Annotated in this window: 15 protein-coding genes, 2 pseudogenes and 2 riboswitches; of the genes and pseudogenes, 6 read left to right on the top strand and 11 right to left on the bottom strand. The window is 45.0% G+C overall.

Annotated elements, in window-relative coordinates; translation table 11 throughout:
- The first annotated feature begins 195 nt into the window (after window positions 1-195).
- The 3 genes from guaB (at window position 196) to VTH8203_RS08400 (ending at window position 4,140) form a co-directional block, all read left to right on the top strand.
- Window positions 196-1,659: an IMP dehydrogenase gene (guaB, locus tag VTH8203_RS08410; protein WP_096993310.1), complete on the top strand. Its 1,464-nt coding sequence runs from the start codon at window positions 196-198 to the stop codon at window positions 1,657-1,659.
- A 153-nt stretch (window positions 1,660-1,812) separates the two neighbouring features.
- Window positions 1,813-3,366, top strand: a complete 1,554-nt coding sequence (gene guaA / locus VTH8203_RS08405; RefSeq protein WP_096993267.1) for a glutamine-hydrolyzing GMP synthase — start codon at window positions 1,813-1,815, stop codon at window positions 3,364-3,366.
- A gap of 180 nt (window positions 3,367-3,546) precedes the next feature.
- Window positions 3,547-4,140 (top strand): acetate uptake transporter, encoded by a 594-nt coding sequence (locus tag VTH8203_RS08400; protein ID WP_096993266.1) that lies wholly within the window; start codon window positions 3,547-3,549, stop codon window positions 4,138-4,140.
- Window positions 4,141-4,214: 74 nt separating this feature from the next.
- Here the strand turns inward: VTH8203_RS08400 and VTH8203_RS08395 are convergent, their stop codons facing one another.
- The 6 genes from VTH8203_RS08395 to thiD form a co-directional block, all read right to left on the bottom strand.
- The gene (locus VTH8203_RS08395) at window positions 4,215-5,762 is read right to left on the bottom strand and encodes an alanine/glycine:cation symporter family protein (RefSeq protein WP_096993265.1); all 1,548 of its coding nucleotides are present in this window, start codon (window positions 5,760-5,762) and stop codon (window positions 4,215-4,217) included.
- 329 nt (window positions 5,763-6,091) lie between these two features.
- Window positions 6,092-6,754, bottom strand: a complete 663-nt coding sequence (gene tenA / locus VTH8203_RS08390; RefSeq protein ID WP_096993264.1) for a thiaminase II — start codon at window positions 6,752-6,754, stop codon at window positions 6,092-6,094.
- 8 nt (window positions 6,755-6,762) lie between these two features.
- Window positions 6,763-7,710 carry an ABC transporter substrate-binding protein gene (locus VTH8203_RS08385; RefSeq protein ID WP_096993263.1) on the bottom strand — a complete coding sequence of 316 codons (948 nt, stop codon included), beginning with the start codon at window positions 7,708-7,710 and terminating at the stop codon, window positions 6,763-6,765.
- 18 nt (window positions 7,711-7,728) lie between these two features.
- Window positions 7,729-8,535 (bottom strand): ABC transporter permease, encoded by an 807-nt coding sequence (locus tag VTH8203_RS08380; protein WP_096993262.1) that lies wholly within the window; start codon window positions 8,533-8,535, stop codon window positions 7,729-7,731.
- The gene (locus VTH8203_RS08375; RefSeq protein WP_096993261.1) at window positions 8,532-9,272 is read right to left on the bottom strand and encodes an ABC transporter ATP-binding protein; all 741 of its coding nucleotides are present in this window, start codon (window positions 9,270-9,272) and stop codon (window positions 8,532-8,534) included. Before VTH8203_RS08375 ends, VTH8203_RS08380 begins: the two co-directional genes overlap by 4 nt.
- Window positions 9,269-10,090, bottom strand: a complete 822-nt coding sequence (gene thiD / locus VTH8203_RS08370) for a bifunctional hydroxymethylpyrimidine kinase/phosphomethylpyrimidine kinase (protein WP_096993260.1) — start codon at window positions 10,088-10,090, stop codon at window positions 9,269-9,271. Before thiD ends, VTH8203_RS08375 begins: the two co-directional genes overlap by 4 nt.
- A 69-nt stretch (window positions 10,091-10,159) precedes the next feature.
- Window positions 10,160-10,261: riboswitch (TPP riboswitch) on the bottom strand.
- A gap of 341 nt (window positions 10,262-10,602) precedes the next feature.
- Between thiD and VTH8203_RS08365 the strand changes: the two genes are divergently transcribed.
- Complete coding sequence (locus VTH8203_RS08365; RefSeq protein WP_096993259.1) at window positions 10,603-13,128, top strand: glycosyl hydrolase family 18 protein; 2,526 nt, start codon at window positions 10,603-10,605, stop codon at window positions 13,126-13,128.
- 82 nt (window positions 13,129-13,210) lie between these two features.
- Here VTH8203_RS08365 and ribB read toward each other — a convergent pair whose 3' ends face one another.
- Entirely contained in the window at window positions 13,211-13,873 is a 663-nt protein-coding gene (gene ribB / locus VTH8203_RS08360) for a 3,4-dihydroxy-2-butanone-4-phosphate synthase (RefSeq protein WP_096993258.1), read from the bottom strand.
- Between the two features lie 198 nt (window positions 13,874-14,071).
- Window positions 14,072-14,219, bottom strand: a riboswitch (FMN riboswitch).
- 382 nt (window positions 14,220-14,601) lie between these two features.
- On the opposite strand from ribB, the gene VTH8203_RS08355 reads away from it, so the two are divergent.
- Window positions 14,602-15,117, top strand: a complete 516-nt coding sequence (locus tag VTH8203_RS08355) for a GNAT family N-acetyltransferase (RefSeq protein ID WP_096993257.1) — start codon at window positions 14,602-14,604, stop codon at window positions 15,115-15,117.
- Here the strand turns inward: VTH8203_RS08355 and VTH8203_RS08350 are convergent.
- The 3 genes from VTH8203_RS08350 to gadC form a co-directional block, all read right to left on the bottom strand.
- Window positions 15,104-15,718: a DedA family protein gene (locus VTH8203_RS08350; protein WP_096993256.1), complete on the bottom strand. Its 615-nt coding sequence runs from the start codon at window positions 15,716-15,718 to the stop codon at window positions 15,104-15,106. The two genes, VTH8203_RS08355 and VTH8203_RS08350, sit on opposite strands and share 14 nt — an antisense overlap.
- Window positions 15,719-15,957: 239 nt before the next feature.
- The gene (gene glsA / locus VTH8203_RS08345; RefSeq protein WP_096993255.1) at window positions 15,958-16,896 is read right to left on the bottom strand and encodes a glutaminase A; all 939 of its coding nucleotides are present in this window, start codon (window positions 16,894-16,896) and stop codon (window positions 15,958-15,960) included.
- Between the two features lie 16 nt (window positions 16,897-16,912).
- On the bottom strand, window positions 16,913-18,439 hold the full coding sequence (gene gadC, locus VTH8203_RS08340; protein ID WP_096993254.1) for a glutamine/gamma-aminobutyrate antiporter GadC: 1,527 nt from the start codon (window positions 18,437-18,439) through the stop codon (window positions 16,913-16,915).
- 573 nt (window positions 18,440-19,012) lie between these two features.
- On the opposite strand from gadC, the pseudogene VTH8203_RS08330 reads away from it, so the two are divergent.
- Window positions 19,013-20,547 (top strand): annotated as a pseudogene (locus tag VTH8203_RS08330) (IS3 family transposase).
- A gap of 107 nt (window positions 20,548-20,654) precedes the next feature.
- Here the strand turns inward: VTH8203_RS08330 and VTH8203_RS24980 are convergent.
- Window positions 20,655-20,747: pseudogene (locus tag VTH8203_RS24980) on the bottom strand (IS5/IS1182 family transposase); the annotation flags it as partial.
- Window positions 20,748-21,480 lie beyond the last annotated feature (733 nt).

Below are 21,480 nucleotides of genomic sequence, written 5' to 3'. Positions count from 1 at the left end.
AGACGTGAGTATGGAAATTAGCGGCAATATAATACATATCAAGGGGGTAAATGCAAATAAAAAATATAAAAATGTGTAGCCAAGCGATTTCGTCGGGCGTATAATCCCACCGCAATATCTAATCCAAATGACCTTATTATGCGAAACGATAAGGGCGGATTATTCTTTAAACTCCTCTATTGTGAGATATTGCAAATGCTAAGAATTGCCAAAGAAGCGCTGACGTTCGATGATGTACTACTCGTTCCAGCTCACTCCACCGTTCTCCCAAACACAGCCGATCTTCGCACTCGGTTGACGAAGAATATCACTCTGAATATTCCAATGATCTCTGCGTCTATGGACACAGTGACGGAAGCGCGTCTTGCGATCGCGCTAGCCCAAGAAGGTGGCATTGGCTTTATCCACAAGAACATGTCTATTGAGCAGCAAGCTGAACAAGTTCGTTTAGTTAAAATCTTTGAAGCCGGCGTGGTGACTAACCCAGTGACTGTAAGTCCTGAGGCCACTATCGCAGATGTGGTTGCATTGACTGACAAACACGGCTTTGCAGGCTTCCCTGTTGTTGCTGAAAACAACGAGCTTGTTGGGATCATCACTGGTCGTGATGTTCGCTTTGTTACTGACTTATCTAAGAAAGTAGAAGCAGTAATGACGCCAAAAGAGCGTCTAGCGTCAGTGAAAGAAGGGGCTTCTCGCGAAGAAGTTCAAGAAGAAATGCACCGTGCGCGTGTTGAAAAAGTACTGGTCGTAAACGACGAGTTCCAATTGACCGGTATGATCACTGCAAAAGATTTCCACAAAGCAGAGCGTAAGCCTAATGCATGTAAAGATGCACAAGGTCGTCTGCGTGTAGGTGCGGCTGTGGGTGCTGGCGCTGGTAACGAAGAGCGTGTTAAAGCGTTGGTTGAAGCGGGTGTTGACGTTTTGCTTATCGACTCTTCACACGGCCACTCAGAAGGTGTTTTATCCCGTATCCGTGAAACACGCGAAGTATACCCAGATTTAGATATTATCGGTGGTAACGTCGCAACTGCAGCAGGTGCTAAAGCTCTTATTGAAGCTGGCGTGAGCGCTGTAAAAGTAGGTATTGGTCCGGGTTCTATCTGTACTACTCGTATCGTAACGGGTGTGGGTGTCCCTCAAGTGACAGCTATCGCAGACGCGACATCGGTTGCGAATGAATACGATATTCCAGTGATTGCCGATGGTGGTATCCGCTTCTCTGGTGATATCTGCAAAGCAATCGTTGCGGGTGCATCATGTGTCATGGTTGGCTCTATGTTTGCTGGTACTGAAGAAGCACCGGGTGAAGTGATTCTTTATCAAGGCCGTTCTTATAAAGCTTACCGTGGAATGGGCTCTCTAGGCGCAATGTCTCAAGGTTCATCGGACCGTTACTTCCAGTCTGATAATGCGGCGGACAAGCTTGTTCCAGAAGGCATCGAAGGTCGTATTGCGTACAAAGGTCGCCTTAAAGAAATCGTTCACCAGCAAATGGGCGGTCTTCGTTCAAGTATGGGTCTAACAGGCTCTGCGACTATCGAAGATATGCGTACTAAAGCAGAGTTCGTTCGTATCTCTGGTGCTGGTCTAAACGAATCACACGTACACGACGTTCAAATCACTAAGGAAGCACCAAACTACCGTCTAGGTTAATTACCCATAGACGAGAGTGATAACGTTGAGAGTCATAATTGGCTCCGGTAAGAATAAATCTTACGTAAACGTTTGCTTTTTTCCTTGATGCATAGGTGTGAGGCGGGTAAACTCGCCTCCGTTCTCAATACTTAGCTTATAAGATTGCCCAAAATGACGAAAAATATTCATGACCAACGAATTCTGATTTTAGACTTCGGCTCGCAGTACACACAATTAGTAGCACGTCGCGTACGTGAGATCGGCGTATACTGTGAACTATGGAGCTGGGATGTAGAAGAAGCGGATATTCGTGAATTCAATCCAGATGGCATTATTCTATCTGGTGGCCCTGAGAGTGTTACGGAAGCTAACTCTCCTCGCGCTCCTCAATATGTATTCGATTCAGGCGTGCCTGTTCTTGGCGTTTGTTATGGCATGCAGACAATGGCTGAGCAACTAGGCGGCCGTGTAGCAGGTTCAAACGAACGTGAATTTGGCTACGCACAAGTGAAAGTATCTGGTGACTCAGCTATCTTCAAAGATCTTGAATTAACTCAAGACGTATGGATGAGCCACGGTGATAAAGTTGTCGAAATTCCAGCCGATTTCGTAAAAGTTGGCGAAACGGACACTTGCCCGTACGCAGCAATGGCGAATGAAGAGAAGAAATACTACGGCGTTCAGTTCCACCCAGAAGTCACCCACACTAAACAAGGCCTTCAAATGCTAGAGAACTTTGTTCTTGGTGCATGTGGTTGTGAGCGTTTATGGACATCAGAATCTATTATCGAAGATGCTGTGGCTCGTATTAAGGAGCAGGTCGGTGATGATGAAGTTATTCTAGGTCTTTCTGGTGGTGTTGATTCATCTGTAGTCGCAATGCTTGTTCACCGTGCTATCGGTGACAAACTGACTTGTGTATTCGTTGATAACGGTCTACTTCGTCTTAACGAAGGTCAGCAAGTAATGGACATGTTTGGCGATAAGTTCGGTCTAAACATCATCAAAGTTGACGCAGAAGAACGTTTCTTAGCGGCTCTTGAAGGTAAGTCAGACCCAGAAGAGAAGCGCAAAACAATCGGTCATGTATTTGTTGACGTGTTCGATGAAGAATCTAAGAAGCTGAAAAACGCGAAATGGCTAGCACAGGGTACAATTTACCCAGACGTCATTGAGTCAGCGGCGTCTAAAACGGGTAAAGCGCACGTTATTAAATCACACCACAATGTGGGTGGTCTTCCTGATGACATGGAAATGGGACTGGTTGAGCCGCTACGTGAACTGTTTAAAGATGAAGTACGCAAGATTGGTCTAGAACTTGGCCTACCATACAACATGCTTTATCGTCACCCATTCCCAGGACCTGGTCTAGGTGTTCGTGTTCTTGGCGAAATCAAGAAAGAGTACTGTGATTTATTGCGCCGTGCTGATGCAATCTTTATTGAAGAACTGCACGCTGCCGATCTTTATAATAAGGTTTCTCAAGCCTTTACCGTGTTCCTACCAGTTCGTTCTGTAGGTGTAATGGGCGATGGCCGTAAGTACGATTGGGTTGTTTCATTGCGTGCTGTTGAAACTATCGACTTTATGACGGCGCATTGGGCTCACTTACCATATGACTTCCTAGGTAAGGTTTCTAACCGTATTATCAACGAAGTTGACGGTATTTCGCGTGTGGTTTACGACATTTCTGGTAAGCCACCTGCAACAATTGAATGGGAATAATCCACGATTATTATCCAGAATCATCAAAACCGGCGTAAGCCGGTTTTTTTATGCAAGCTAATTGATGCATTGAATTTATCAATCTTAGATTGCAAATAACGGATCTGCTCAGTATTGATAATTTCGATTAAAATTTTTCTATAACTTTTACCACTAATTTTTAATCGAAGGCTCTTTTACATGTCGAACAAACTCGCGAACCCAGCGCCACTTGGCCTAATGGGTTTTGGTATGACTACCATTCTGCTTAACATCCACAATGCAGGTTTCTTTCCAATTGATTCAATGATTCTTGCTATGGGTATTTTTTATGGCGGTCTGAGCCAAGTGTTTGTTGGCATGATGTGCTTTAAACGTGGTGACACATTTGGTACGACGGCATTCACGTCGTACGGCTTATTCTGGCTAACACTAGTTGGAATTATCGTTATGCCTTATATGGGTCTTCCTGCAAGCCCAGCTAAGTTTATGGGTTGGTATCTGCTTCTATGGGGCGTGTTCACTGGCTTTATGTTCATCGGTTCACTTTGCTACCCTGTTGCTAAGCAAGTGGTGTTCGGCTCACTGACAATCTTGTTCTTCTTGTTGGCGGCTCGTGATTTCTTCGGTAGTGAATTGATCGGTACTATTGCTGGCTTTGAAGGTATTTTCTGTGGAGCGAGCGCGATTTACTTTGCTATGGCACAAGTACTCAATAACGAGTACGGCCGTACGATTCTGCCAATCGGTGAAAAGAAAGCACCAGAAGCGGCAGCTCAGGAAATTCCTGCATAATTCGAATTCATTCATTCGGGAACAATGAATGGTCAAAAGGGTAGCGAACGCTACCCTTTTTTTGTTTGCCTCGCTTATTGCGAGGTTTGGGCTTCTCCTGAAATTGAACTCACTTGTTCTGGCTCAGGTTTCTCTCCAGTGATGCGTTCGTAGCGTCCTTCCCAATAGTCAGCTCCTTTGATACCGAGCGCTATAGGGTTGAAGGTATACTCTTCGACACCTTGCTCTTGTTGCCTTTCGTAATCTTTCAGTGCAATTACAGCAGGCTTGGCGATGAAGAAGATAATTAGAATACCGACGATATTTAACCATGCCATCAGGCCAACACCTACATCACCCATCGCCCACGCTAAGTTTGCAGCCTTGACTGTTCCATAGAACACAGAGGTAATTAACACTAGCTTCAGAATAAACATCAGGCCAGGAACTTTGAAGGTACGGCGAATATAAGCAATGTTCGTTTCGGCAATGTAGTAGTAGGCCAGTATGGTCGTAAAGGCGAAGAAGAATAGCGCAAAAGCGATAAACAGCTTACCAAAGCCGGGCATTGTGCTTTCAATCGCGAGTTGAGTAAACGCCGGGCCGTTAGCTGCGACGGTTTCAGCAAGGTTTTGAACCAAGAAGGTACTTTCTGGACCATTTACATTGTATGCACCTGTAATAAGAATCATAAATGCAGTCGCAGAACAAACAAGTAGCGTATCGATATAAATTGAGAATGACTGTACCAAACCTTGCTGTGCTGGATGCTCAACGTTTGCCGCTGCCGCTGCATGAGGGCCTGTACCTTGACCTGCTTCATTCGAATAAACACCACGTTTTACACCCCAGCCAATCGCGGCACCGAAGCCAGCCATTGGTGTGAATGCATCGCCGATGATCATGCTCACAATGCGAGGTAATTCACCAATGTTAAGAAGAATAATGACAAACGCGATGACGATGTACGCCAGCGCCATAAATGGAACCACAACTTGCGTGAAGTTGGCGATTCGTTTTACGCCACCAAAAATAATGAATGCTAGAATCACAGAAATAACGGCACCGGTGAAAATTTTAGCAAAACTGAAGGTGCCGATTGCGGTCTCAATCATTGCGCCTGTGCCGAAGGCAGTCTCTACCGCATTACCAATACTGTTTGATTGAACGCCAGGTAGCAGTACCCCACATGCAAAAATAGTGGCGATCGCGAAGACCCATGCATACCATTTTTGCCCCATTGCTTTTTCTATGTAATAAGCAGGGCCGCCACGAAACTCACCTTTATCTTCTTCTTTATAAATCTGAGCAAGGGTCGATTCAATATAAGCGGTGGCTGCGCCGAAAAATGCGACCACCCACATCCAAAACACCGCGCCAGGACCACCAAAACCAATAGCAGCAGCAACACCGGCAATGTTACCAGTACCAACGCGACCAGAGAGTGAAACGGCTAAAGCTTGGAATGAGGAAATCCCTTTTTCAGAGCTTTTGCCAGAAAGTAATAAGCGCCACATTTCAAAGAAGTGTCGCACTTGCACGAAGCGAGTCAGTACTGAATAAAATAGGCCAGCACCAAGACATAAATAAATTAGAGCGGGACTCCAGATTATCCCGTTTAAAAAATCAACCAAAGACTGCATAGTTCTTCCCTGTAAAGCTGGGGTAGCCTTCGAAACTCAGCGACTGATGGTCTGATTGTTCAAAAGCTATTGTTGATACCCATCGTTTCTCAATCGTCCTTGCTTGCACGAAAAGCATGAGAAAGCTGAGCGCGAAGTGTTTAAATTTATTAAAAACACTGTGCGCATCCTACCTAAGGTTGTTGCGAATGTTAAGTTTAGATGTAAATATTGTGTTAACGCGTGATGTTGGGCGCAAAATTTAAAATTCGGTTTGTTTGAGTGATATTTGTTTGTTATTTGAGCTAATAGCAGAGATAAAAAAGCCGACCTGATTGGTCGGCTTTCGATTAGGCGGCGTCCAGCCCTTGCTGCCAAAAGGCTATTTCCATACGAGTTGCTGTTTTAAACACATGTACGAGTTCTTTAGCTCTCTGACTTTGCGGGTCAATGTCTTTGAGCAGTGCGTCTAATCGTTTAATACTGGTTTGTACCCCAGATTGAAATTCTTCACTGCCATATAATTCGATCCAGCTGCGATATGGATTACCTTCAAGCATGGTGTCGGCGCTTTTTAGTAAGTTATCACCGATGACCGCATAGCCTATTGCACAAGGCGCGAGTGCAGCATAAAGGTCAACCAATTCCCCAGTCATTCCCGCATCAAGAACATATCGGGTGTACGCCACAGTGCCAAAATCTTCGATCTCCGCCTCCATATCCGCTTCTGTGATTCCCCACTGATGGCAATAAGTGACATGGTGGCTAATTTCAGAGTTCAATAGCGCTTCCACACTGGGTACTGCTTCACGCATTTGAGTGAGCGTTTTGGCTTTGTAGATCGCGAGAGCATAAGCACGAGCGTATTGTTTTAAGAACAAAAAGTCTTGTTTCAAATAGTGTAAATAAGCTTGCTGGTCGAGAGTACCTGCGGCTAGCTGCTTGACGAAGTCATGCTCGGTATAAGCTAACCACTCTTGTTGGCAAGCGCTAATTAAGTCTTGATGGTTCATTTTGGCTCCTAAAGTACAGGTACAATGGTCTCTGCTTTTGGCTTAGCACTGATAATGTTGTGCTGATACATAAATTCGGTAAACGCGTCATATTTGCTGGCATCAACTGCTGACGGGCGAAGCGCAAATCGTGTCAATGTGTCACGCCATGCTCTTTTATTGAGTTCGTTGTTTAACGTGTCTGGTGCGTAGGCTACAAATTCATTCCAAGACGCCGTTGGATGGTTCACGATGTAAGTCGTCGCTTTTTCAATCGCACGGTTAAACTTTACGATGGCGTCTTTGTCGTAGCTGTTGGCATTGGCAACAAACACGAGCTCTTCATAAGTCGGAACACCGTGTTCTTCTGGGAAAAAGGCCTTTGGTTTATAGCCTTCAAGTTCAAGCTGGTTGGTTTCAAAGTTTCTTAACCCACCCCAAATCGCGTCGACTTTTCCTGAAGCAAGGGAAGAAGAGAGAGCCCAGCCCACATTGATGATCTGTACGTCGTCAAATTTTACCCCCTCAGTATTAAGCATGGTGCCTATCGTCGCCTCTTCGTTACCGGCGATAGCAATGCCTATTTTTTTACCTTTAAGGTCTGCGAGTGTATTAATCTTGCCATTGTCCAATACCATCATGGTATTAAGCGGTGTCGCGATCAGAGTTGCGCTGCGGATCAGTGGCAGTCCGGCAGCAACATCAATGGTAAGGCTTGTTTGATACGAAACGGCGAGGTCGACTTTACCTGCTGCAACCAGCTTAGCTGGTGTGCTTGGGTCGGCAGGCTCTTGAATATCCACATTCAGTCCCTGTTGTTTAAAGTAGCCTTTTTCTTGAGCAATCACGATTGGGCCGTGGTTTGGGTTAACAAACCAATCGAGCATAAGCGTGAGTTTTTTTTCTGCTGCATGAGCTGGCACGGTACTGGCCAAGCTTAGTAGTAAAGTTGCAGAGAGTTTGAGCATGGATTTCATGGTCTTTCCTTTTGATTGTTATTTATTTTCCCAAGGGATTAGGCGCTTAAGCCCCCAATCGGTAAAGAAGTAAAGCGCGACGGAGACGCTGGCTAATATAAACAGTGCCGCAAACATTTCATCGATCAGCATGCGCGCATTGGCTTGTAACATGAGATACCCTAAGCCCTCACTCGAGCCGACCCACTCTCCGGCGACAGCACCGATGGGGGCGACCACAACGGCAACGCGTATACCTGATGCGAGGACAGGCAGTGAAGCGGGCAAACGTATGTGCCAAAGCTGGCGGAATCGGCTAGCCCCCATGGTCTGAGATAAATCCAAATAACCCAGAGGCGTATTACGCAGTCCGTCGTAACAGCAAGTGGTGACTGGGAAGAAGATAATCAGTGCAGCCATGACCACTTTGGAAGCAATCCCGTAACCTAGCCACAGCATCAAAATAGGCGCAAGCGCGAACACAGGGATTGCCTGACTGGTTATTAAAATCGGCAGTAGCCAGCGTTTAACAGGCTGGAACAACAGCATTTGCAGGGCAAAAAATAGCCCCATGGATAAACCAAGGAGCAGTCCGAGTAGGATCTCCTGCGTTGTAACCCAAGTATGTTTGAGCAACACATCCTGACGTTCGACAAGCTTAAGGAGCACGTCTTCAGGTGCTGGCAAGATAAAACTAGGTAGCTCAAACAGCACCACGATAGCTTTCCAAAGCCCTAAGATAATCAGAAAGCTAATCAGCACTCGAAATAGCGCACTTAGCCCTTGTTTTTTCTGCTCAGCTGTTTGTCGGCGGCTATGCTCTGCGACTTGTGTTAAGACGGTCACGAGTGTCCCCCTAAATGCTCTAGGATGGATTGTTGAATGGTTGCAAACTCGCTATCAATATCGCGAGGAATCGCCGATTTGGGAGGCGTAATTTTATTAAGTTGAGCGGGTTTACCGTTCATGACTAAAATCTGCTCACCCAGTCTTAGTGCTTCTTGCGGATCGTGAGTGATCAATAACACGGTTTTATCACGCAATAGCGCAGCGGCAAGGTTTTGCAATTTATGTCGCGTAACGGCATCAAGCGCAGAAAATGGCTCGTCCATTAACACAATAGGTTTGTCTTGCATTAAAGTTCGAGCTAGCGCGACGCGCTGCTTCTGTCCTCCAGAGAGTTCGTTGGGAGGCACATTGGCTTTACTATCAAGCCCAACTTGCTCCAATAACGCCATGGCTCTAGTTTTTGTTGCAGCATCGACAGGCAACCCATTGAGTCGTGTGGCTAAACACACGTTATCGATCACAGTTAACCAAGGCATAAGTAAGTCTTGCTGTGCCATATAGGCCACATTGTCCGCGAGTTCGTTAATAGGCGGAGCCTGCTTGCTGGCGGTAAAGTTGACTTTTTCTGAAAGTAGCCCTGCGAGATAGCGTAATAGTGTTGATTTTCCACACCCACTAGGGCCTAACAATGCGGTCCAATTGCCTGCGGTAAACTGCACGCTCAAATTGGTGAAAATCGGCTGAGAGTCACCTAAGTAGGTCAGCGTGGCGTTTTCCAGACGAATATCGATCATCGGTTTAACGCATAGAAGTGGTGAACGGGACCATGTCCCTTGCCAACATCGAGCTCATCAGCGTGAGCAATGGCTTGTGTAATATAGTTTTTACCGTTAGATACCGCCTGGTGCAGGTCATGGCCTTGTGCCAGATAAGAGGCAATAGCGGAGCTTAATGTACAACCTGTCCCATGAGTATTCTTGGTATTGATACGCGTTGTTTCAAAGACAGAAACATCGTCTTGGGTAATTAGGAGGTCGTTACTGCTGGAGTCTGATTCAAGATGACCACCTTTCAATAAAATGGCCGATGTATTAAGCGCGCGCAGCTTGTCAATCAACGCTTCCATGTCTTTTTGAGATTGTGGGACTTGTGTGCTCAGTAAGGCTGCACCTTCTGGCAAATTCGGGGTGATAACTGTCGCCAAAGGTAGTAATTCCGCTTTTAATGCATCAATAGCGGACGTTTCTAGCAAGAGGTCACCACTGGTAGCGACCATTACTGGGTCGAGAACCACATGCTTTGGTTGATATTGACGAATCTTCTCAGCCACAGCGCGAATAATATTGGCGTCAGCCAGCATACCAATCTTGACCGCGACCACATCTAAGTCGCTAAATACAGAGTCTAATTGTGCCTTAACAAACTCAGGATCGATGCCGAGAATACCGGATACGCCTTGCGTGTTTTGCGCGGTCAAAGCAGTAATAACTGAGCATGCGTAAGAACCTGTTGCTGAAATAGCTTTAATGTCCGCTTGAATGCCAGCACCACCGCCAGAGTCAGAGCCAGCGATCGTTAATACAATAGGGGTTTTAGAGACGGATGATGTCATATCATGTTCCTTTTCTGGCAAGGAACACGACATAGGCAGACAAAGATAGACTGCGGACGCAGGATCTTAGTGCGGTGTCTATCAGTTCCCTACGCCAGTGCTAACTGAATCAGGTTCAACGGGTCTCACCACTTTGGTGATCTCAGCGAAAACGCTCCCCGACTAATGAGAAAGGATATTGTTATACAAGCGCTGGTTTTTTTCCAGAATTAAAACGTGAGCTCATCGACTGAAATGATAAATATTCCCAATGATATTGATTTGCTGTGGTGATGGGTTTGGTGCTTTTTAAAGAAAGAAGAACCATCACAAGAATAAAATTCTGGGCACAACCTAAAAACACCAATGAAAATTCTTGTTACATATGGCGTATTTTTGAGTGGTGACTCGAAATGAGTTTATTTTTTGAGCACAAAATAACCCCCAAGTTCTATTAATTGTTCTCGATGTTTACATTTTTATAACCGATGTAAGCAGCGTCATTAAGACCTTTCAGGGAAAGAGAACAAAGAATGAAGAATCTATTATTAGCGGTATCAGCAGTTGCTTTGGCAGTAAGCCAGAGTGTCAATGCTGCACCAGCAAAACCCTCAATTGACGTCTGGGGTTCGAATAATCTGCAGTTTTCGAAAATCCAGTTGGCTATGGAAACCACTTCTGGTTATGACCAGATGGTTCAATATCATGATCTAGCAGAGATCAAAATCACCTTTAATCAGTGGAGTGGTACCACCGGAGATACGTACAACATCTATTTTGATGGCAATAAGGTGGCAACAGGGCCAATAACAGGCAGCCAGACAACTGCAACGTTTGGCTATGGTCAGGGTGGCTTGTATCAGATGCAAGTTGAAGCGTGTGATACAACAGGGTGCAGTAAAAGCTCACCAATGGAGCTGGTGGTTGCGGATACTGATGGTTCTCATCTTGCACCCTTGGCGATGAATATTGATCCAAATAACAAGACTTACCACACCGATCCGAATACGGTTGTTGGTACTTACTTTGTTGAGTGGGGAATCTATGGACGTGACTACACGGTCGATAACATTCCGGCAGACAACTTAACGCATATTCTTTACGGTTTTATCCCGATTTGTGGTCCTAATGAATCGGTTAAGTCTGTGGGCGGTAATAGTTTTAATGCGTTGCAAACCGCTTGTAAGGGTATGCAAGATTTTGAAGTCGTTATCCACGATCCATGGGCGGCGTACCAGAAAGGGTTCACACAAGCAGGCCATGATTACAACACGCCAATAAAAGGCAATTACGCTATGTTAATGGCACTAAAACAGCGTAATCCCGATCTTAAAATTCTTCCTTCTATCGGCGGCTGGACCCTTTCAGATGCCTTTTACAGCTTTACCGACAAGGCCAATCGAGACGTATTCGTCGCGTCTGTGAAACGTTTCCTAAAAACTTGGAAGTTCTATGATGGTGTAGATATTGATTGGGAATATCCCGGTGGTGATGGTGCCGCACCTGACTTAGGTGACCCTGTCAAAGATGGTCCAGCTTACATCAACTTGATGAGCGAGCTGCGAGCTATGCTGGATGAGCTTGAAGCGGAAACAGGGAGAAACTACGAGCTAACTTCTGCGATTGGCGTCGGTCATGACAAGATTGAAGACGTAGATTATGCCAAAGCTATTCCATACATGGATTATATCTTCGCGATGACGTATGACTTCTATGGTGGTTGGAACAACGTTCCCGGACACCAAGCAGCATTGTACTGTGGCAACTTTATGCGTCCTGGGCAATGTGATGGAACGGGTGTCGATGCCGAAGGGGTTTCTTATAAAGGGCCAGCTTATACGGCGGATAATGGTATTCAATTGTTGTTGGCTCAAGGTGTGCCTGCGAGCAAGTTGGTATTGGGCGCAGCTATGTATGGGCGAGGTTGGACTGGAGTAACACCAGATACCTTGAGCGACCCCTCGGATCCGATGACTGGTGTTGCGACGGGCAAACTGACCGGATCCACAGCTCAAGGTGTATGGGAAGATGGTGTCATTGATTACAAAGGTATAAAAACCTATATGCTGGGCGAGGGCAATACGGGCGTCAACGGGTTTGAATATGGTTATGATGCGATGGCGGAAGCGGCTTATGTCTGGAATCAAACCACAGGCGAGTTGATTACTTTCGATGATGAGCGTTCAGTGAAGGCAAAAGGCGCTTATGCACAAAGTCTTGGGCTTGCAGGTCTATTTTCATGGGAAATAGACGCTGACAATGGTGATATCCTCAATGCAATGCATGAAGGGTTAGCAGGCGGAACACCAAGTAATCGAGCGCCTGTCGCCAGTGCTGGTGCGAACCAATCTGTGCAAGGCCCAGCAACAGTAACTCTAGATGCTAGCGCGTCACGCGATAGTGATGGCTCTATCGTAAGCTATCGTTGGATGCAAACGGCTGGTGGTACAGTGACTCTTGTTGGCGCCGACACAGTTCAGGCGAGTTTTGATGTTCAAGAGGTCACCGTAGAAAAGAGCTATCAGTTTACGGTGACAGTCACGGACAATGAGGGAGCGACAGCCACAGATGTAGTTACCGTGACCGTTAACCCAACAGTGACTACTCCGGATAATACTGCGCCTAATGCGGTCATTACGGGTCCGACGGTTGCGAGCGTTAATCAAGCTGTAGTGCTGGATGCTAGCGAATCCACTGACGCAGAAAACGATACGTTGAGTTTCAGTTGGCAAACACCAAATGGTTTAGACGTATCAGTGTTAGGCAGCTCCTTGAGTTTTTCTGCGCCTAGTGTTCCTACCGACACCAGTTACACATTTACTGTGACGGTTAGTGACGGCTCACTAAGTACCAGTCAGACTCATACTGTTACAGTGAGTGCAGATGGACCTGTTATTGGTGTTTGTGAAGATAACTGGGATGCGGCAGCCATCTACACTGGCGGTGATCAAGTGATTTATCAAGGTCAGAACTACAAAGCCAAATGGTGGACACAAGGTGAAGATCCTACCCAATCAGGCGAGTGGGGCGTATGGGAAAATACCGGTGCATGCCAGTAAAGTCGATTAGCGCCAATTTAGCACAATGTTAGAACCAACATCGCCACCTAATATGAGGTGGCGATGTTCATTGGATCAAGAGTTATGCTGACTGCTCTGCCGTTGCTAGGCGATATTGAACCATGTCTTCGATTGTCAGGACTGGCATGTTGTGAAGCTTACCAAATGCGACGATTTCTGGTGCTTTTGCCATTGTTCCATCAGGGTTAGTGACTTCACATAGAGCTCCAAATGGCGATAGGCCTGCCATTTGCATCAGGTCAATGGTGCCTTCGGTATGACCACGACGAGTCAATACCCCGCCTTGTTTAGCTCGCAGTGGGAAAACATGTCCCGGTCGAGCTAGATCTTCAGGACGGGCACCAGGTTGGCATGCGGTTTTGATGGTTGTGACGCGATCCGCCGCTGAGACGCCAGTCGTCACTCCCACTTTGGCTTCGATAGAGACGGTAAATGCTGTTTGATTTGCACTGTTGTTGTTCTCAACCATCGGTGGTAAATCGAGCTGTTTGGCTTGCTCGTCAGTAATACACAGGCAAACAATACCGCTGCACTCACGAATCATTAGTGCCATTTGTTGATTGGTTAGGTGGTCAACGGAATAGATGATATCGCCTTCGTTTTCACGATCTTCGTCGTCGAGTAGTAACACACCGCGACCTTCGCGAAGGGCTTGTAGTGCGATTTCAACGCGCTCTAGTGGATTGCCGAATTCAGATAGCAATGAAGTTTGGTTCTGATTCATGGTAATACTCCTATTTAAAATACCAGAATCAGGGCATAGGTATGGGGATCTTGCATGAAAAGTAAAAGCAGATCCAAAAGATAGACGAACAACACGCGCCTTGCCGCATAGCAAGAAAGTATCATTCTATATTTACAACATGCCTAATGATACCCACAGTCAATGACAGTGAGTGCTCGCTACAGCGCCTGTAAATATCATTATCCTCTCCCATCCGGACTGTAACCGTCGGCCCTGGATTTTCACCAGATCTGCTGACCTCAACTCAATAAAGTTAAGCGCTCGCGGGCTTATCAAAAACTGATTTACCGCCGGTGGGGAATTTCGCCCCGCCCTGAGAATAAAAGTTAATGTCTTAACGACAGCTAAATGGTAGCGATTTTTTATCAGCTTGAAAAGTGCCTGAGCTCGCAATACTGACACTGACCCACTCAGAATCTGAATCTAAAAATTGTCAAGAGACTCTCTAACAGTAAAAAGATAAAGGAGATGGGAGAGTAAATCTGAAAATACTTAATTGCTACCGTGGTTTATCTCACAAAGTTCATTTTATTATGAGCTTTAACACATAATATTGACTCTAAATTGAACCATTTGTTCTACAATAAACTTTTCTGGTCTCTAAATAGCTACTTTAGTCACTCTATTCAATGGACGAGTGTGATAAACATGCAGCCTTGCCAAAATTAGGCGGCAGTTAGGTGTGCCCGATCTACAAAGAGAACAAAATGGAATTAACGCTAGAAACAGAACGACTTACTTTACGTGATTTTCAACTGGGTGATATCGAGGCATGGCTCACCATAACGTCTCACCCAAAATATCAAACCTTCTATCCCAAAGAAGAGTGCTCTCCCGAGTTCAATGCGCATTTGCTTGAGATGTTTGTCGAACAATCAGAACAACGTCCACGCACTAAGTTTCAACTTGTGATTGAAGGAAAAGAGAGTCATCAGGTAATCGGTACGGTCGCTTTTCGTTTAGAGGCAGACAATCAAGCTTCTATAGGGTTTGGTCTCGCTGTCGATAGGCAAGGGCGAGGGATTGCTGTTGAAGCTATGACTGCGCTAATTGAGTTTGGTATCGCTCAATTTGCACCATCGGTGATATTTGCTGAAACCAAAGCCGGAAACAAAGCGGCAATTGCAGTTTGCCGACGCCTAGGGCTTAAACAGTTGGAAGACCGCCCTACGCCCTATGACACCGATCTATTGCGTTTAGAGTTAAAGGTTACTGCTGTTTAGGGGCATGTCGCTTTCTCCTCAGAAGCGCAACAATGAGAGCGACAAACAACACAGCAGAAATCGACCAAACCACAGTTTTATGGTGGTGATAAAACTGTTGGAATAGCTGCAAATGATCAAAAGCAAAGTGAGTGAGTACGCCAAAGACTGCAACCCAAATCGTAGTAGCGAGAGTATTCCCCAACAAAAATTGATGGCGTGGCATTTTTGCTACGCCACACGCTAGTGGCATAAACTGCTTCATGCCCTCGACAAAACGGCTGATGACTAAACATGTAGGACCATAGTGTTTTACCATCGACTGGAGCTTTTGCATTTTAGGCCCGGAAATGTACCCTTTTTTATTGAGCCATTCCTCGAAGTAGTAACCAATTAAATAACCGCATGTATTACCAAAAAAACAGCTTAGCCAAGATAGAGTAAGCACCAGAGTCAGATTCATAAATTCTGGTGAGGACAAAAGAGACGCAGCAATCAATAACGATTGTCCAGGCATTGGGATACCTATACCTTCTAAGAAGATACTGACTACGAGGGCGAGATATCCGTACTGTTCCAGTAACGGTTTCATTGCTAATAATAGGTCGTTAATATGCTGCAAGTACTTAGTCCAAAGTAAAAACAAAGAGTAGATTAATTGAAATTTGCCAACTGGGCACTACCTTGTAACATCTCTAGGGCACAGAGACCAGAAATGAAACGTTCCAAGTGTTTATGTAATGCTGGTGTGTTTACTGGTTTAGTCAGCAGTATGCTTTGGCTCGAAAAAGTGCTGGCACTGCTATCTTAGCGTCATGCTCGCTCACATTTAATGAGTAAAGCACGGACGTTTGCAAGTGTTTATTCGTTCACAGAAACGTTGAATATATTCCATTTCATCTTGTTAGCGACATGTTTTATCATTAACTGGCCTCGTACACTGTTTCCTGCTTTATCTAGAGGTGGAGAGAAAGCAGCTAAAGCCCCCACATTAGGGATGACTGAAACAAGCCCCCCTCCTACGCCACTTTTACTCGGCAAGCCTACGTCAAACGCCCAATCACCGCTGCGTTCATACAGTCCCTCTGTCGTCATTTCTGCGAGTAATGGCGGTACCAACGACGCCTTTATCACCATCTGGGATGTCACTGGGTTGACGCCAGCGTTTGCTAAACATGCTCCTACGGTGGCTAAATCGACACAATTAAATAGCGTTGAACATTGCCTTGTATAAACATCGCATGCCTCTAAAGGGTCGGAATAGATACAATTTGATGATGCAAGCAGAAGAGCGATCGCTTTGTTATGCGTATTGGTGTTTTGTTCGGATTTATTCACCTGAGAGGAGAGTTTGATTTTCCTACCAGCTAATGCTGATTGCATTTCTAATATTTTACTCCACCGATTTTCAGCGTCTGTTGCTTTCACCATACTTACCGTAGTTATGGCTCCCGCATTGACTAATGGACTAAGAGGCTTTCCGTTGTGAAGTTCTAAAGCAACAATGGAATTAAACGGTAAACCTGTCGCGTCAGCGCCAATTTTCTCATGCACTGCTTTAGCACCGTGTTGATTTAGCGCTAATGCTAATGTCATCACTTTAGAGATCGACTCTATTGCAAACTCATAATCCGTATTACCAACGGAGTAAATTTCACCTGACACCGAGACAAAGCAGAGCCCGACTAACTCCGCTGGAACCTTTGCCAAAAACGGGATGTACGAGGCGTTTTCGCCATCATTAACGTCTTTATACAAACTATGAGCTTCCACTAGAGCTTTAGATATTTTATCAGTCATGTTCTATACCAAACCTCTAGTCTTGCTTCACGTTGAGCGTGTGAACGTGAGCGTCAGAATGGTTTACGACGCCAGGGTGTGTGTTCTCTAGCTCCCATGTAAATGGTGCGAAATCATTGATTTGAGGATCCTTCCAATGAGGTTTTCGAGCACGAAAAATGGCGAAAGGAATCGCGACAAAGATAGCGGCAAGTATGATTAGAATTGATACGAAGATAGTCGGACTACCTACCGCTACTTGCTCAGGCGGGATGAAAGAGAAAACGAAAGCAGTTAAAGATCCAATAAAACCAAGCCCTCCGATGATCCACATACCAATGTTACCACCGGGAATTTTGTAACTTCGAGGGCGATTTGGTTGGCTATAGCGGAGATAAATGGCGGCAGAAAACATCAAAAGATACATGATGAGATATAAGATAACAGTCAATTGACTCAGAATTTGATAAGCAGCTTGCACGGATGGTAGCACTACGAATGTAACGGAAAGGAAGGTAACAATCACTGCTTGCGCAATCATGATATTGGTGGCCATGCCCTTGTCGTTGGTGTGTTGCCAAAAACGGGGTAGGTATCCGCCTTTTGCAACGACTAAAAGTGCAGAGGAAGGGCCTGCTACCCAGCTCACCACCCCTGCGAGTACACCAAATGCTAAACAAATTGCAATAAGAGGTGATGCCCAGCCGATCCCGGCCCAAGTAAACATTTGTTTGTACGCGACTAGTAACCCTTGAGTCAGACTGATGTCTTTTTGTGGTACGATAAAAGCGATAGCGAGGGTACCCAACACAAAAATGGCGACGGTACCGAAAGAGGAGATCCCTATGGCAATAGGATAGTTTCGTCCAGGATTGTTGACCTCTTTGACGTGAATAGCGTTCATTTCCATTCCAGCATAAAACAAAAAGATACTTGCAGCCAAAACTACATTATTGAAGTTCGAAAAATCAGGAACGAGCTCACTCCAACCAAGTTCAATTTGTGGTGTATTTCCCATAGTTAGGTAAGAGAACCCTAATATTATGAGGATAATACCCGGGACGATGGTACCTACCAAGCCTCCCCACTTTGCAACCTTTGCAAATGCTTCAGTTCCTTTAAGACCCACAAATGTTGCAAACCAGTAGATGGCGAGCACGATAGCGAGCACAAAAAACTTGTTTTCGGATAGTGATTGATCCCAAGTTTGATCAGGCCCTATGTAGGCGAGGGATACCGCACCAAAGGTAAGAACTGTCGGAAACCATACCGTCACTTCTATCCAGAGTAGAAAAACAGCTAGGAACGCCAATTTTGCGCCAAAGGCTTCTCCAACCCAACGAAATACGCCGCCTTTTTCCGACCAGCCTGTCGCGAGTTCAGCGGCTACGAGTGACACGGGCACGAGGAAAACGATAGCTGCGAAAATGTAGTAAAAAATTGAACTGAGTCCGTATTCAGCTTCCGCTGGTAACCCTCTAAGGCTGACTACTGCGACGATATTAAGCATTGCTAAAGCAAAAATACTGATACCTTTATTGCTTGAACTAGTAACTGTTGCCATTTCTGCACCTTGGTTGTTTATGTTTCAACTAGATCAGTTTAGGCAAAGAGTTGAAATGTTGAGAAATATGTTTAGTGATTTTTTAAGTTACTTATTGAGTTGCACTCAGGTATCTGAGAGGGGAAATGGTAATAAGATATTGTTTGTAATTGAGTTTTTAAAGGTTTTAAATGGTAAATTTCCTTTGTTTAATTTAGACATTACGTTGGTGGTTTATCAAGGTTGCACTTTCTGAGATATTTTATATTTATCGAAAGTTGAGACTGGTTCGTCGTCACTGTTTCATCAAGTTGGTGTTGGACACTCTAGGGAGAAGAAGGGCACTGTAAACACTTTGAAAACAGTCTAATATACCTTGTTAGTTATCTTAAAATAACTGAATGGTAATAAAGTTAAAATTAGTATGTTGTACCTTGTTAAAGTTCACTATACTTCTTAGCGAGATTTGGTTTAAATTGGAGTATCATAATGAAAACTTCCAGTGCTGTTATTTTTACGGTTGTCCTAACCCCCTTCTGGCAGGATTGTTGTCACTGTTAAAATTTAACCAGTTTGGGTGGTAATGAGTGAGTTTTGAATCGCATCCCAACAGAAAGAAAAGAAGCCATATTGAAGAAGCTACTACCTCCTTATTCAATGTCTGTAAGCCAAGTTGCAAAAGAGGAAGGCATTAGCAGTGCAACCTTGTATCATTGGCGGCAGCAACTTAGACGTTCAGGAGCCGCTGTGCCAAATAGTAATACTTCATCAGAGCAGTGGTCTGCTCAAACTAAACTCGCCATTGTCGCTGAAACTTACTCGATGACAGAGAATGAACTCAGTCAGTATTGTCGCGAGAAAGGCTTGTTTCCTGAACAAGTGCAAGGTTGGCGAAGTGAGTGTATGCAAGGGTTTATGTCTGCTAAAGAGCGTGAGGCTGAAGCCAAGAAACAAGCTAAAGCTGACAAACTTGAAATTAAAGAGCTGAAAAAAGAGTTACGCTTTAAAGAAAAAGCTTTAGCGGAAACGGCGGCGTTGTTGGTGCTTCGAAAAAAGCTGAGAGCCTTTTACGGGGAAGAGCCAGAGGAAGATTAACCTCAACCGATGAAAGGCAATACTTGGTCACTCTTATCCACGACGCTAAGCAAAGTGGCTGCCGTCTAGAGTACGCTTGTCATGAAGTTCAAATCGACTTGAGGACGTATCGCCGCTGGTATCAGCAAGGTGAAATACAGGCTGACAAAAGACCAACATGCGCCAGGCCTGTGCCTGCAAACAAACTCTCACAGCAAGAGCGGCAGGCGATTATTGAGGTGTGCAACCGCTCTGAATATGCGAGTTTACCGCCGACTCAAATTGTTCTAACGCTGCTTGATAAGGGTGAGTATATCGCTTAGGAGTCTAGCTACTATCGGGTTTTGAAAGCGGAAGGTCAGCTTCATACCCGAGGTCGTCAGCGAAGTCGACAGAGGCAAGCTAAGCCAACAAGTTATACGGCAACAGGTCCCAATCAAGTCTATACGTGGGACATTACTTACTTGCCATCTAGGGTTCGAGGTCAGCACTATTATCTCTACGTGATTGAAGATATCTATAGCCGAAAAATCGTTGGTTACGATGTTTATGAATGTGAATGCGGTGAGTTAGCATCACAGCTATTACAGCGGACGCTGATGCGTGAGCAATGCTTTAATCGGCCACTTGTCCTTCACTCGGACAATGGCGCACCAATGAAGTCACTGACGTTCAGAGCGAAAATGGATGAGCTTGGTATTACTTCATCATACAGTCGCCCGAGAGTCAGTGATGATAACCCGTATGTTGAGTCGCTATTCCGTACCGTGAAATACATGCCTAGTTGGCCAACAAAAGGCTTTGAGCATCTAGAAGCTAGTCGTTGCTGGGTTGAGGCGTTCGTACATTGGTACAACACCGAGCACAAGCACAGTAAGTTAAATTACGTCACGCCATCAGAGCGCCACAGTGGTAAAGATTGCGAGATTTTAAGACGTCCTTCTGATGTGTTATCAATAGCAAGAGAGCGACACCCAGAGCGTTGGTCAGGCAAGATTAGGAACTGTGAACCCGTTGGTGATGTTCATCTAAATCCAGAAAGAGAAGCTGCTTAATAACTAAGCGAATGATGACAACAACCTTGAAAAACGCCGGTAATGGTTAAGTCGCTGAATCGGCGTAGGTTAGCTCGTTTGCCTTATTTGCTTCAACTCGGCTATCGTTTCTCATCAATCGAAAAGGTCAGAGAGTCTCGGTTGATTGGGGCTATGTTGGACTGTTTCCAGTCAGTTGTTTTGTAACGATGTTTCGGCATAGAGTTACGACAATTAACTGATGTAGACCCCGTTCAGATTATAGCTTCTTGAAATGGTACCGTCGATTTGAACAACAAAGCCCATTCTTGTTGACCAGAACACACATCGAACTACGCAACATGTTCGATACGTGTCTCGAATGACGGTGAAATCATTAATTTTATCAACACATTTTATTGCGTTGTGACACGAAAATAAATTCTACTAAGGGTGTGATTATTCTATTTCTGATTTTTAATGGATGAAGTAATAATAACACTGCCCCTGTAGGTTGCAATGAGCAAAAATTCTGTTTCTTTAGTCAATAGTAAAATTTCCGGGCTGTCTTATGGGCCTTTGTCAAAGGCGGAAGTAACCCATGAACTAGGGCAATTTTTAGAGGTAATGGCCAAATGTGCCAAACGTAGGGAACTTAATCTTGCTTCGTTCCTCCATTGGATAAAACCAGCAGTAATTCACAGGCAATACAAGTTCTTAAAGCTATCAAGTGACATTGGATTTACTGGATACGTTATATGGGCTTCAGGGCGAGATCTCACATAGTTTGTAGGGTTTAATTGATTAAATGCCAAACAACACGGTCAATTTGCGTTCACCTGCATCAAGGAATTAAATGTTCTTTATTTTCGATTGAACTAATCCTGATTTTGTTGATCAGATCATTATCTATGTACTACTCAACCTACAAAATGACACTTTTTGAACGCCTTAATCGCATACCCGATCCACGTA

The sequence above is a fragment of the Vibrio thalassae genome (assembly GCF_900089835.1).
GTDB lineage: Bacteria > Pseudomonadota > Gammaproteobacteria > Enterobacterales > Vibrionaceae > Vibrio > Vibrio thalassae.
The sequence above is the reverse complement of the archived record's forward strand: the minus strand, read 5'-3'. Positions and strand labels throughout refer to the sequence as shown.